The sequence below is a fragment of the Rhodoferax koreense genome (assembly GCF_001955695.1).
Classification (GTDB): Bacteria; Pseudomonadota; Gammaproteobacteria; order Burkholderiales; family Burkholderiaceae_C; genus Rhodoferax_B; species Rhodoferax_B koreensis.
Genome location: NZ_CP019236.1, coordinates 224,380 through 238,020 on the forward strand (window position 1 = coordinate 224,380; position 13,641 = coordinate 238,020).

The 13,641-nt window shown below is 59.4% G+C and carries 10 protein-coding genes; 2 read left to right on the plus strand and 8 right to left on the minus strand.

Going from position 1 to position 13,641, the window contains the following annotated elements; all coding sequences use genetic code 11:
• Positions 1-32: 32 nt before the first annotated feature.
• From RD110_RS01015 to RD110_RS01030, 4 genes are all read right to left on the minus strand, one after another.
• Complete coding sequence (locus RD110_RS01015) at positions 33-3,197, minus strand: efflux RND transporter permease subunit (RefSeq protein ID WP_076195856.1); 3,165 nt, start codon at positions 3,195-3,197, stop codon at positions 33-35.
• Positions 3,194-4,843 (minus strand): efflux RND transporter periplasmic adaptor subunit, encoded by a 1,650-nt coding sequence (locus RD110_RS01020; RefSeq protein ID WP_076204192.1) that lies wholly within the window; start codon positions 4,841-4,843, stop codon positions 3,194-3,196. Before RD110_RS01020 ends, RD110_RS01015 begins: the two co-directional genes overlap by 4 nt.
• A gap of 2 nt (positions 4,844-4,845) precedes the next feature.
• The gene (locus RD110_RS01025) at positions 4,846-6,171 is read right to left on the minus strand and encodes a TolC family protein (RefSeq protein ID WP_076195858.1); all 1,326 of its coding nucleotides are present in this window, start codon (positions 6,169-6,171) and stop codon (positions 4,846-4,848) included.
• Between the two features lie 135 nt (positions 6,172-6,306).
• Positions 6,307-6,705 carry a hypothetical protein gene (locus tag RD110_RS01030; RefSeq protein WP_076195860.1) on the minus strand — a complete coding sequence of 133 codons (399 nt, stop codon included), beginning with the start codon at positions 6,703-6,705 and terminating at the stop codon, positions 6,307-6,309.
• A gap of 470 nt (positions 6,706-7,175) precedes the next feature.
• Here RD110_RS01030 and RD110_RS01035 point away from each other — a divergent pair, with 470 nt between their 5' ends.
• The gene (locus RD110_RS01035; RefSeq protein ID WP_076195863.1) at positions 7,176-7,457 is read left to right on the plus strand and encodes a CopK family periplasmic copper-binding protein; all 282 of its coding nucleotides are present in this window, start codon (positions 7,176-7,178) and stop codon (positions 7,455-7,457) included.
• A gap of 291 nt (positions 7,458-7,748) precedes the next feature.
• On the opposite strand, the gene RD110_RS01040 is transcribed toward RD110_RS01035, so the two are convergent.
• The gene (locus RD110_RS01040; RefSeq protein WP_076195865.1) at positions 7,749-8,687 is read right to left on the minus strand and encodes an IS5 family transposase; all 939 of its coding nucleotides are present in this window, start codon (positions 8,685-8,687) and stop codon (positions 7,749-7,751) included.
• Between the two features lie 139 nt (positions 8,688-8,826).
• Between RD110_RS01040 and RD110_RS01045 the strand changes: the two genes are divergently transcribed.
• The gene (locus RD110_RS01045; protein WP_076195867.1) at positions 8,827-8,985 is read left to right on the plus strand and encodes a heavy-metal-associated domain-containing protein; all 159 of its coding nucleotides are present in this window, start codon (positions 8,827-8,829) and stop codon (positions 8,983-8,985) included.
• A gap of 54 nt (positions 8,986-9,039) precedes the next feature.
• On the opposite strand, the gene RD110_RS01050 is transcribed toward RD110_RS01045, so the two are convergent.
• The 3 genes from RD110_RS01050 to RD110_RS01060 are packed head-to-tail and all read right to left on the minus strand — an operon-like array spanning position 9,040 to position 13,570.
• Positions 9,040-10,314 (minus strand): YncE family protein, encoded by a 1,275-nt coding sequence (locus tag RD110_RS01050; protein ID WP_076204194.1) that lies wholly within the window; start codon positions 10,312-10,314, stop codon positions 9,040-9,042.
• Between the two features lie 38 nt (positions 10,315-10,352).
• Positions 10,353-11,192 carry a creatininase family protein gene (locus RD110_RS01055; protein ID WP_239467146.1) on the minus strand — a complete coding sequence of 280 codons (840 nt, stop codon included), beginning with the start codon at positions 11,190-11,192 and terminating at the stop codon, positions 10,353-10,355.
• On the minus strand, positions 11,189-13,570 hold the full coding sequence (locus RD110_RS01060) for a heavy metal translocating P-type ATPase (RefSeq protein WP_083686047.1): 2,382 nt from the start codon (positions 13,568-13,570) through the stop codon (positions 11,189-11,191). The genes RD110_RS01055 and RD110_RS01060 overlap by 4 nt, the downstream gene beginning before the upstream one ends.
• Positions 13,571-13,641: the final 71 nt, after the last annotated feature.

Below are 13,641 nucleotides of genomic sequence, written 5' to 3' on the forward strand. Positions count from 1 at the left end.
TCCGGGCATGTGCGTTGCGGCCGGCCTGCAGATTACTTTGTCCAAAACAATACCCGCCTGGAGGCGTTGGCCCTAGCTTCTCTTGGACGCCGCATCAGCAGATAGGCAGCCGGAATCACGAACATCGACAGCAGGGGTGCAGTGATCATCCCGCCGACCATCGGCGCTGCGATGCGCTGCATTACTTCGGAGCCGGTACCGGTGCCCCACATGATCGGAAACAGACCCGCAAGAATGACCGCGACCGTCATGGCTTTGGGCCGCACCCGCAGTACCGCCCCTTCCCGTATGGCATCCAGCAAGTCAGCTTCCGTGGTTTTGCCTTGGTCCAGCCGTTCATGCCAAGCATTCTTCAGGTACAGCAGCATGATCACGCCGAACTCGGCGGACACCCCGGCCAGCGCAATGAAGCCCACCGCGCCGGCGATCGACAGGTTGTAGTTCAGAAGGTAGAGCAGCCAGATGCCCCCAATCAGCGCAAACGGCAGCGCTGCCATGATCAGCACTGCTTCGCCAAAACTGGCAAACGTCAGGTACAGCAGTACGAAGATGATGAGCAGCGTGAATGGCACTACCACCTTGAGCTTGGCCGTGGCGCGCTCCAGGTACTCAAACTGGCCCGACCACGAGACGGAGTAGCCGGGAGGTAGCTTGACCTGCTGCGCCACAGCCTTTTGCATGTCCTGCACCGCGGAGCGCAGGTCGCGCCCGCGGATGTCCACGTAGACCCAGCCGGACAGGCGGGCGTTCTCGCTACGCAGCATGGGCGGGCCATCGGTAATGCGGATATCGGCCACATCCGACAGAACCAGACGCTGGCCGCGTTCCGTGACGATGGGTAGTACGCGCAGCTTTTCCAGCGAATCCCGGATTTCGCGGGGATAGCGCAGGTTGATGGGGAAGCGTTGCAGGCCCTCGACGGTCTCGCCGATGTTCTCGCCACCGACCGCCGACGAGATCACCGACTGGACATCGGCAATGTTCAGGCCGAACCGCGCAGCTTCCTCCCGACGGATATTGATGTCCACATAGCGGCCACCGGTCAAGCGCTCGGCCAAGGCGCTGCTCACACCCGGCACGTCTTTTACTGCACGCTCAATCTCTCCGGCGATACGGTCGATCTCGGCCAGATCGGTCCCCGCCACCTTGACGCCCACCGGGCTCTTGATACCGGTGGCCAGCATGTCGATGCGGTTGCGGATTGGTGGTACCCAGATGTTGGCCAATCCCGGTAATTTAACGATGCGATCCAGCTCCTCCACCAGCTTGTCCTGCGTCATGCCGGGGCGCCACTGCTCCTTGGGCTTGAACTGGATCGTGGTCTCGAACATCTCCATGGGCGCGGAGTCGGTTGCGGTCTCGGCCCGTCCGGCTTTGCCGTAGACGCTGGCCACTTCGGGCACGGTCTTGATCAGGCGGTCAGTCTGCTGCAACAACTCGCTGGCCTTGCCGGTGGACAGCCCCGGCAGAGCGGAGGGCATATAGAGCAGATCGCCTTCGTCCAGACGCGGCATGAACTCGCCGCCGATGTGCTGCAGGGGCCACAGGCTCAGTACCAGCAGCACCGCTGCGACCACCAAGGTCATCTTGGGTGCTCGCAGCACCGCATTGAGCAGCGGGCGGTACACCGCGATCAGGAGGCGATTCAGCGGGTTGTTCTTTTCTTCGGGGATGCGACCGCGAATGAGGTAGCCCATCAGCACCGGGATCAGGGTCACTGACAAGCCTGCTGCAGCGGCCATCGAATAGGTCTTGGTGAATGCCAGCGGTGAGAACAGGCGGCCTTCCTGCGCCTCCAGGGTGAACACCGGAATGAACGACAGGGTGATGATCAGCAGCGAGAAGAACAGAGCCGGCCCCACCTCCGCGGCTGAATCGCCAATCACCCGCCAGCGGGCTTCTCCGTGCAGCGTTTCCCCTGGATGCGCGTGACCCCATTGCTCCAAGTGCTTGTGCGCGTTCTCGATCATCACCACCGCCGCATCCACCATGGCCCCGATGGCGATGGCAATCCCTCCTAAAGACATGATGTTGGCGTTGACGCCTTGGTAGTGCATGACGATGAATGCCGCCAGAATGCCCAGTGGCAGCGAGACGATGGCCACTAAAGCGGAGCGCAGGTGGAACAGGAAGAGGAAACACACCACCGCGACAACGATGAACTCTTCCAGCAACTTGTAGGTCAGGTTGTTCACCGCACGTTCGATCAAGTTGGAGCGGTCGTAGACGGGCACGATCTCCACGCACTGGGGCAAGCTGGACTGCAAGGTTTTGAGTTTTTCCTTCACCGCAGTGATAGTCTCCAGCGCGTTCTTGCCAGAGCGCATCACGATCACGCCACCTGCAGCCTCGCCTTCACCGTCCAGTTCGCCGATGCCACGGCGCATTTCCGGGCCAAGCTGGATGCGCGCTACGTCGCCCAGACGTACCGACACACCCGCAGCGGTGGTCATCAAGGGCACCTTGCGGAAGTCGTCCAGGCCTTGCAAATAGCCCGATGCACGTACCATGTACTCGGCCTCGCCCAGCTCCAGCACCGAGCCGCCGGTTTCCTGGTTGGCTTTCTGTATGGCTTCGACCACCTTGGTGTGTGGAATGCCATAGGCCACCAGCTTGTTTGGGTCGAGCACGATTTGGTACTGGCGGACCATGCCACCGATTGAAGCGACCTCGGCTACGTTGGGGATGGTTTTCAGCTCAAACTTGAGGAACCAGTCTTGCAGGGCACGCAACTGCGAAGCGTCCTGGGTGCCGCTGCGGTCCACCAGCGCGTACTGATAAATCCAGCCCACTCCGGTAGCGTCTGGCCCGATGGACGCCTTGGCCGCGGCCGGCAGGCGTGACTGCACCTGGTTCAGGTACTCCAGAACCCGTGAACGGGCCCAGTAGAGATCGGTTCCGTCCTCGAACAGCACGTAGACAAAGCTATCGCCAAAGAACGAATAGCCGCGCACCGTCTTGGCCCCCGGCACCGACAACATGGTGGTGGTCAGCGGGTAGGTAATCTGGTTCTCGACAATTCGCGGTGCCTGCCCAGGATAGGTGGTGCGGATGATGACCTGCACGTCCGAGAGATCAGGCAATGCGTCCAGCGGTGTGCGCACGACTGAATAGATCCCCCAGGCGCACAACATCACGGTTGCCAACAGGACGAGGAAGCGGTTGGCAATGGACCAGCGGATGAACTTGGCGATCATGGCTTGTTTCCTGTCACTTTGGCCGGCGCAGCCTGGGATTCAGGAGCCACGGAGGTGATGCGGGTGAGTTGCGGCAAGCCCTCGGCGTCCATGTAGAACTCAAAGCTGACCCTGTCGCCACGCTCCAGATTACGAGGCTTGCCGCTGGCCGGCAGCTTGAAATCCATGGTCATTGCACCCCATTTGAGTGAGGCGATCGGCGCATGCGATAACGTGATGGCATCTTTTCCGATGGCTTCGATCTTGGCTTCACCTTCGTGGCGGGGTGCCGTGTTGGCCGCATTGGGCTGGGGTGTGTCGTTCAGACGGGCTTCGATGCCTTTGAGGCTCGCTTCGGAATCGATCAGGAACTGGGATGACACCACCACGCGCTGCCCGGCTTGCAAGCCTCGCTTGATTTCAGTCTGTCCATTGCTCTCGATACCGGTTTCCACTTCGACGGGCCGGAACTTGCCTTTGTCTTCGGCGAGCATGACCACAACACGCTTACCGGTCTGGATCACCGCTTCGGTCGGAACCAGCAGCGATTTCTCGGCCCGCATGTCCATGAACTGCATATTGACGAACATGCCGGGTACCAGCAGGCCGCCGGGGTTGGGCAGTTCCACTCGGGCTTTGAGGGTCCGGGTGGCCATGTTCACTTCGGGTACCAGGGCTTGCACTGTGCCCTGCAGGGCGGTGCCGGGTGCAGCGGCACTATTGGCCTGGACCTTGGTGCCAGGGCGGATCAACGCAACCTGGCCTTCCGGTACTTCGGCATTCGCCCAGACGGACGACAAACCGTTGATGCGGAACAGCGTTGCACCGGGCATGACGGTCATGCCTTCGCGGGCCATCAGTTCCACCACCACACCGGCGATGGGTGCGAAAAGCGTGGTCCGTGGCTGGGTCTTGCCACTGCTCTCGACCCAACGCATCTGTTCCTCGTTCATGCCGACTTGGCGCATGCGCTGGCGTGCGCCATCGACCAGGCTCGCCAGATCCGTCCCCTGCATGCGCCGCACCGAGAGAAACTCTTCCTGTGCGGCAATCCAGTCCGGCACGTAGAGCTCGGCCAAAGGCTGCCCTTTGTTGACTCGGTCGAGCGTAGCGCGCACGTGCAGACGTTCGATGTAACCCGTGGCCCGGGCTTGCACAAAGGCTTGGTCGCGCTCGTTGAATGCGATGTTGCCGACGGCGGATAGCTGGGGCGCCAGTGTGCCCTGTGTCACTTCCGCAGTACGTACGCCCAGGTTCTGCTGGATGCGCGAACTCACTGTGACCTTGCTGCCATCTCCGTCGCTGTCGGCATAGACGGGCACCAGCATCATGTCCATGAATGGAGACTTGGCAGGCTTGTCGAACTTGTTCCCCGGCACCATGGGGTCGTGGTAGTAGAGGATCTTCTTTCCAGTGGTGGGATCGATATCCCCCGCCTTGATACCCGCCGCGATATGTCGACGGGTTGCTTCCTCGCCTTGGGCCACACTTTGCGGTCCGGCCACAGCCACCGTCGACGCTGGTGTCGTTGCAGCAGATTCTGAAGACGCCGGCATGGCGGTCAGGTCCTTGCCACGCTGCATGCCCATGGCATAGAGGCCATAACCTACGGCCCCGAGCACACCGACACAGATCAGGCCTGCAATGAAAGTTTTGAGTTTCGGCATGGTCATTTCTCCCTTGAGGTGGTCGTGGTGGCTGGGTGGTCTGCGGGCAGCAGGTATTCCAGCTGCGCCCACAGGCTGGCAGCTTCCATTTCCAAGCGAAGGCGGTCCATGCGGGTATCGATCTCCATACGCCGGGCTTCGAGCACAGCAGTAAGTGAGCCGCTGCCACCACGGTAGGCGGCCAAGGCTGCACGGGTGCGCTCGGCAGCAAGCGGGACCAGCGTGCTGTCGAAGTGGGCCACACGGTCACGGTCGCTCTGCCATTGCTGGAGCCACATGCGGGTGTCGGCGACGTGTTCACGTGTGGCTTCCTCGCGATGGGCGCGCATCTGCTCGGCGATGGCCAGCTTGGCGGCCACTTCCCGGTCTTGCCGGTTCTTCTGGTCCCATTGCAACGGGATCGAGACGTTGAATGACACCATGTTGGAGTAGGCCGGGCCACGCTGGCTCAGCATCAGCTCCACACTCCAGTCAGAACGTTTGTTGCTTTGCGCGATATCCACGTCTGCCTGTGCAACCTCTTCCTGCTTGAGCATCAGCGCGATCTCTGGATGGTGGGCCAATTGCGCATCCAGGCTGGTCGGTTCGAGGTGGACTTGGTTCAAGTTGGGTGGAAGTGCCAGAGCTTGGCTGGCGGGCTCTCCGATCCAGCGTGCCAGCTTGATCTTGGTGGTACTGATCTGACGCTCGGTTTGCCGGATGCGGTCGTCCATCTGCGCCACTGCCGAGCGTGCGGCAAACACGTCGGTCTGGCTACCGCGCCCGCCCCGGTAAGCGGCATCGCTGGCTTCGATCTGCAGGCTGGCCTCGGCCCGCTGTGCGCGCAAGACATCCAGCATGCGTTCCTGGTAGTAGCGGTCCAGCCAAGCCATCGCGGTATCCCGTCGTAGGTTGGCCAGTGCCACTACACGGCTGCTTTCGGCGGCCTCGGCTTCCCGGTTGAAGCGAGTGGAGCGGGCCTTGAGTTTGTCGCTCCGAGTGATTTCCTGCATCACGCCGATTGAGCGCATAGTCATGAAATCCCGCGTGACGCTGAAGCTATCTTCGCCATTGATGGGCAGGTTGTTGACTCCTGCCTTGAGGACCGGGTCGGGCAGTTGCCCGGCGGCGGCAGCCATCTCGCGGGACGATCGTGCTACGGCATCTTGGGCGACGAGTTGGCGCGACCGGTCTTGTGCGAGCTGCAGGGCTTGGTCGAGGCTCAATGCCTGCTGGGCCTGGGCACCCAGGCACAGCAGGGTTGAAGCCAGGATCAGTAGACAGACCGAATAAGCCCGGCGGCCGTGCCGAGGACGTGAGTGCACGCGCTGAAAGAGAACAGAAAACATGGAATCTCCAGACAATGAAACGGGGGTTTCATGTCGGCCCGGCACGCCGGTGCAGGAGGGGATCCGGCAACCGCAAACGAGCACGACAAAAGCACTTCCAGCTTGAAAGCAGTCAGTGCAAGATCGTCTGGAGGATCAAATTCGGAAGCAGCAGTATCGTATGGCCACGGGCGGTGCCGTGGTGCGCTTCAAGTGGGGCTGCTGCAGTGGTGCCCCCCCAAGCACTGAAGCCATATCCGGCAGTAAAAAGCTGACTGGAACCGCACTGATGTCTAGCGGCGCGGGCAGTTCGTACTTGTCTGCCGTTTGATGCCCCACCTGGCAATGTGCCTGGCACAGGTTGGGTTGGGCATCGTCCATGTTAATGGACATGGATTCGGCACAGGGCATCGTCGCCTCGGCCATAGCAGTAGCTTCTGCGATCTTTTGCTGCACACCTGGACACGCATAGCCTGCCACCGCCAGCTGCATGAACAGCAGGCTCACCAGTGCGATGAACACTGTGATGAGGCGGGATTGGCGACGGGAGGGCATGGACTTATGAGAACGGTAGTTGCACTGCAGATGACTGGTAACTGAACGTTTCCGATTGCTGTCGGTACAAAAAGTTCCTGTTTGATACAAGCACTATTTTGGCAGTGTGGCGATCGCAGGGGTACTAGATTTTCCACTATCCGCTGAGCTTACTTTTGCCGGTTGCCTAAATTGAGCCGTACTCAGGCTTTCAGTACCGACTGGTGCAATCGCAGCGGCATCGTTGATGCCATGACCTGCCCCAGCAGCCGAATGGGTGGACCGAACAGTAGGCATTGCCAAATGCGGCTTCCAGTGGAGTTCGGTAATGGAATCTATGAAGCCACCCCCAGCCTGGGTATCAAACTTGTAATGTTTTGGTCAGTCAGGGCACGGTGCTCAATATCTACATTTACTACCAGTGATGCAGCACTTGCGTCACTGCTCCACACAAACTGGGGCATCACGTACTACCCAAGGAGATACCCATCATGTCCATTCGCAAATCGATCATTGTCCTGGCCCTCTCTCTCCCTGCATTGTCCGCCTTCGCTCTCGATTCGAGCGGTATCGTCAAATCCACACCTTTGAAAGGTGGCGCCGTATTGCACGAGTTCAGCGATGGAAAAATGGCCATGGAAGACAAATACGGGCGAGCCTCTCACTTGAACCACAGCACGGTCATGGAAACGGCCGATGGCAAATCCATCACTATGGTCGGTGACGAAGTTGCCCGACTGAATCAGGCATTGCAAAAACATTACAAGAATTAATGCGAAGTGAACAGTGTTCCTCGCTGAAACGAACCAGATCAGACTTTGGACGTGAGCGAGGACGCGGTTCTGCCGATCGCCTTGTTCTTGAATAAGTACGGAGCATAGATGACGGAAAATGCAACGTCATAGACTGTTCGGAACGCTGGGATGCCATCTCATGGAGCATCTTGGCGAGTTCGGCCTTGTCGATAGGCAAAGGGTGGGATGTCGTGATTGGCGCCATGCGGTCGTACTGGCTTTGTTGCGCAAATTGACGATCAGCCGCAATAACCCCTACCCCAGACGCACTCATGCCACGGCGACCGTGGCGGGAGTGCACAGTTGGGTGAAGCGGTTGAGCAGCGCCGCGCGCACATGCAGCTCCACGACCTGACGCGCGAAGCTGCGGGCCATCACCCGCTCGCCCAGGCGCTTGAAGCAGTGCATCTTGGTCTCCACCAGGCTACGCCGGTGGTAGCCGCTCCAGCACTTCCAGATCGTGCGGCCCAGGCGCTTGCATGCCGCTACGGCCGCGTTGCGCACTTGCGCCCCCACCCCCGCGCCCTTCCAGACTTGCGCGTTCTTGCGCGGCGGGATCACCGCCATCGCGCCCCGCTCGGCAATCGCGGCATGGCAGCCCTTGGTGTCGTAGGCGCCGTCAGCGCTCACGTTGGCCAGCGCTTCGTCCGCAGGAATCTGCTTGAGCAGCTCGGCCAGCATGGGCGCATCGCCCACAGTGTTGTCCGTCACCTCGATGGCCCGGATCTCCAGCGTCTGCTCGTCGATGCCCAGGTGAACCTTGCGCCACTGCCGCCTGTACTCGGCACCGTGCTTCTTGCGCTTCCATTCTCCTTCGCCGACGAACTTGATGCCGGTGCTATCCACCAGCAGGTTCAACGGCGCGCTGCTGGGCCGGTAGCTCAGCTGCACTTGCAGCCGGGCCTGTCGCCGACACACGGTGCTGAAGTCAGGCACCGGCCAGTCGAGTTGGGCGAGTTGCAGCAGGCTTTGCACCAGGCCCAGGCTTTGCCGCAGCGGCAGACCAAACAGGCATTTGACGCTCAGGCAGAACTGGATCGCTGCGTCCGAGAAGATCGGCTGGCAACCTCGTTTGCCGGTGGGCTCGGCCAGCCATCGCATGTCCCGATCCAGCCACACCGTCAGCGAGCCCCGCGCCTTCAGTGCAGTGTTGTAGCTCGCCCAGTTCGTCGTCTTGTACTTGCCCTGCTTCGGCTTGTCTTGCTCCATCAGCTCAGCCTACCAGCGCGGGGCGGGCGCTTGGTGCAACAAAGCCGGTCGTACTTGAAATGAGCTGGAACGGAATGACAGTTGACTCTCCCACAAGGACAAGGTTTAGAGTTTGAATTTCCAAAATCAAGGAGTTTCCATGATCGAATTCGAAGTCAAGAACATGAGCTGCGGCCACTGTGTCGGCAACGTAACCAAAACCGTCAAACAGATCGACCCTGGTGCATTGGTTGAGGTCGACTTACCCACCAAAAAGGTCAGCGTTCAGTCCGCAGCAGATCGCACCACGTTTGCGTAGGCGCTGACAGAAGCGGGTTATCCGACAATCTGGGCACATTTTCGGATCGCTGACTCAGCGCATGTTTCCAGTGTGCCCCAGGGAGTACCGGCCGGGTTGAGGCCAGACTGTCAGTCCATGTGGCTCTTTGCCCACGTTCACCTTGTCGACCGAACCGGTGGAGGTCTGAAATCGGTACACCACGTTGTCGTAACGGCCCGATAGCCAAAGGTATTTTCCGTCTGCGCTCACATTGCCCATGTCGGGACTCCCACCGCCAGGCACCTTCCAAGTCGCCAGCACTTCGCGCTTGGCAAAGTCGACGACCGACACACTGCCTTTGCCACCTGGCTTTCCACGAATTCGGTTGGTGCCTCGGTTGGCAACATAGAGGTGCTTGCCATCGCGACTGGGATAAAGGCCGTGTGCACCGACCCCCGTGGTGATGAACCCGACCTGTCGAAATGAATCGAAGTCAACCACGTGCAGACCGCCAGCCACCATGTCGGCAACAAAGAGGGTCTTTCCATCTGGCGAGACTCGAATATCTTGTGGCATGCCTTGTGCCGTGCTGATCTTCAGCGTGGGGTTCTCAGGGTCAGGGATCTGCATGAATGTTTTGCCCGAATCGGTCAACAAGGCAAGCACCTGCGGGCGGTCGAAGTAAGCACTGAGTTTGAGGGTCTGTACGACCTTGCGTTTACCGATGTCGATCTTTGTGATGGCACCACCGAACTCGCAAGTGAACACCGCCTGGTCGCCCTCTGCAGAGAAGTCGGCGTGGTTGATGCCTTCGCACAGCGGGGTTTCAATTGAGAAAGCCAGCTTCATCGTGAGAGGATCCCGAAAGTCGAGCCGCTTGAAGGCTTCGGCCACCACGATGGCATAGCGGCCGTCTATCGTCCAGTAGAGGTTGTAGGGATCATCGACCGGAATTGATGTTCCGGTTTTTCCTGTGCGGGGGTTGATGGGTGTCAAGCTTCCGTCGGATCGACCTTCAGCATTATTGGCAACCCAAAGTGTCTGGAGATCCCATGAAGGCACGATGTGCTGTGGATCCACGCCTACTTTCAACGTGTCCACTACCTTCAGCGTGGTGGGGTCAATCACTGAGACAGTGCCAGCAGAGCGGTTTGGGACATAAATTCGGTTCAGAGCGCCATTGACGGCAGGAGAGAGTCGCCCCGCAGTGGTCTCACTGTAGACGTTAGGACGATCTTTCGTCGCAGGCAAGGCTCGACTTTCAGGCACGCCTTCTTTGGTAGTTTGTGCGTAACCGGTCGCCACGGATACGGCAGAGAGTACGGAAAGAGCGACGGCTGGTAGTGCCGATGAGTTGAGGTATTTCATCGTATGCATGAATTTCAATGGATGATCAAGCGAATGATTTAGCGTCGTCGATCGACGGCTTCCTGAATGGCCCTGACGCTCGACTCAATGATCAGCTCAGTGCCAATTTTTCCGATCACCGCACTCGATGCCTTGGGGTCTCCTGAGATTCCGGTGACAGACTCAGGAGTCGAGAAGCCGCTAAGCTTGTCCATCCTGACAAGATTCGGATCGACGGCGAGCATCAGCGATGTGTCCGCGAGCCCAGCATGTGCCCCAATTTGAGCGCTTGTAAAACCCTTGGCACGCAACGCCTGCGAGAAGCCGTTGTCTGCTGCCCGGTAGTAGTCCGCCACGTAGTGGGCGCGGGTCTTCGAGCCAGTCCATTCGCGGTTTAAGCGGTCTGCTGTCTGTTGCAGCAGACTCTGATAGCCGCCATGGTCCCCAACGAACACGACATCCAGAAACCCATGTTGCTTTAGGCTGCGGGCAGCGCCGGAAAGCACGGCCGTGAAGGCATCCGCTGGTATCGAGATCGTGCCTGTGAACCTCATGTGTCCGGAATGCGAACCAATGATGCCTTCCGGCACATAAGCGACAACGGGAGCAACCAAGGTGTTACCGAGTTTTTCCGCGATCTGACCCGCCAGAACGTGCACCCTGACGTTGTGCTTGCCAAGCGCCATGTGAGGGCCGCTCTGCTCGGTGCCACCGACCGGGACAATGACAGTGGTCGCACCGGATCGAACGGCATCCCGGGCTTCGGTCCACGTCATGTCGTCCAGGTAGACCTGGTTGGGGGCCGCATGCACCCCTGACGTCATGGCTCCGATGACCACGGTAGAGATGAGCCAGCGTCGAAACCAGGCAAAACGCCAGTGATCTTTAAGGAGCGTCATTTAGTGCGGCGCAAGCGCAAGGCGTTGGTGATCACGGAGGCGGAACTCAGGCTCATGGCCAAAGCCGCGATCATGGGGGACAGAAGCCAGCCGGTGAAGGGATAAAGCAGACCTGCGGCCAAGGGTATCCCCAACGCGTTGTAAAAAAACGCGAAGCCCAAGTTCTGCTTCATGTTCGCGACGGTTGATTCCGACAAGTCGCGGGCGGTGGCGATACCGCGAAGGTCTCCCTTCACCAGTGTCACCTGCGCGCTGTTCATGGCGACATCGGTGCCGGTACCCATGGCGATACCCACATCCGCCTTCGCCAACGCCGGGGCATCGTTGATGCCATCACCTGCCATGGCCACAATGCGTCCCTGGGCCTGCAGGCTTCGCACCAGTTCTAGTTTGTCAGCCGGCTTGACCTCGCCGTGAACCTCGTCAATACCAAGTGTTTGCCCCACTGCCCGGGCCGTCGTGACGCCATCGCCAGTGGCCATGACAATCTGAATACCCGCAGCACGCAACGCCTGGAGCGCCTCTTGGGTACTCGCTTTAATCGGATCGGACACGGCGAGCAAACCCGTGAACTTTCCGTCTGCGGCAAGCAGCATGACGCTGGCCCCCTCGACACGCAATGCTTCAGCGCTCGCCGTCACGCTGGGATCGATGACAACACCCTCCTGAGACATCAGCGCTGTGTTCCCAAGCAGCAAGGTGCGCGATTCAACGAGGCCGCGTACCCCGATGCCGGTGATCGAATCGAAGGCGTCAACTTTTGCAAGCGTCAAACCCTGCTGATGTGCAGCGCTGACAATCGCCTGAGCCAAGGGGTGTTCACTCCCTTGGTCCATACTGGCAGCCAGCCTTAAAACCTCTTGCTCGGTGATGCCTTCTGCGGGAACGGCTCTGTTGAACGTTGGCCTTCCTTCGGTCAAAGTCCCTGTCTTATCCACGATCAAAACATCGACCTTGCGCAAATTTTCGATGGCTGCAGCATCCCGAAACAAAACACCTTGCGTTGCCCCCCTTCCTGTGGCCACCATGATGGACATCGGTGTGGCCAGACCCAGTGCGCAAGGGCAGGCAATGATGAGCACGGAAACCGCGTTGATGAGGCCGTAAACCCAACTTGGCTGTGGTCCAAGCCAACCCCAAAGTACCAAGGTTAGCAATGCCGCTACGACAACGGCCATGACAAAGTAGCCCGCGACGTGATCCGCCATGCGTTGCATCGGCGCCCTGGATCGCTGGGCTTGCGCAACCAATTGGACGATTTGAGAAAGAACACTGGATGCCCCTACGTGCTCAGCCCGCATGACGAGTGCCCCCGACGTGTTCAGGGTTGCACCGATGAGTTTGTCTCCCGGCCGTTTTGTCACAGGCAAGGGTTCGCCGGTGAGCATGGATTCGTCGACGGCGCTGCTACCTTCGATCACCACTCCATCCACGGGCACTTTTTCGCCAGGCCGTACCCTGAGCAGGTCGGCCTCGTGAACATGCGTCAAAGGCACATCTTCTTCGGTGCCGTCCGCCGCAATGCGCCGGGCGGTTTTAGGTGCCAGGCCTAGCAAGGATTTGATCGCCGCTGACGTCTGTGAACGTGCCTTGAGTTCAAGAAGTTGCCCCAGCAGCGTCAAGGAAATGATCACGGCCGCGGCTTCGAAGTAGACCGCCACCCGCCCCATGGACACAAAACTGGTCGGAAATACCGAAGGTTTGACCGTGGCAATGACGCTATAGATGAACGCGGCGGAGGTGCCTAGACTGATCAAGGTCCACATGTTGGGACTGCGATTGACCACCGACTCCCAACCTCGCAAAAAAAATGGCCAACCCGCCCATAGAACGATTGGAAGAGAAAGACAAAGCTCCACCCAGCTTTGTGTTGCCATTTCCAGAAATCCAAGCTGATGTCCGAACATGGCCAAAACCGTCACAACAACCGTGAGGGGAAGGGTCCACCAAAACCGTCTTGTAAAGTCTTTCAGTTCTGGATTTTCGTCATCATCAAGCGCCGGCATTTCCGGCTCCAGTGCCATCCCGCACTTGGGGCAATTGCCGGGATGGTCCTGGCGAATCTCTGGATGCATAGGGCAGGTGTAGACCTTGCCAGTCTGCTCGACCTGGGCCACTGGCGGCCTGGCCGTGGTCGAGGACGATTTCAAGTAGCGCTCAGGCTCTGAAACAAACTTGGTTTGGCACCGGGTGCTACAGAAAAAATAGCTTAGCCCTCCATGTTCGAGCTGATGCGGCGACTGCTCCGTCACTGCCATGCCGCACACCGGATCCTTCAAGGTCGGCGTGTCAACAGTGGTGGGTTCCGCTTTAACGGGAATCGCTCCGCCCCGTGTCTTCGAGGGGCCGCTGCTGTGCTCATGGTGTGGATGGTCCATATCGCCCTTGGAGTTGGAAAAGACAAAAGCGACCTGCCTTAAAGGGCAAGTCGCTGCCGCATTTGGAGCAG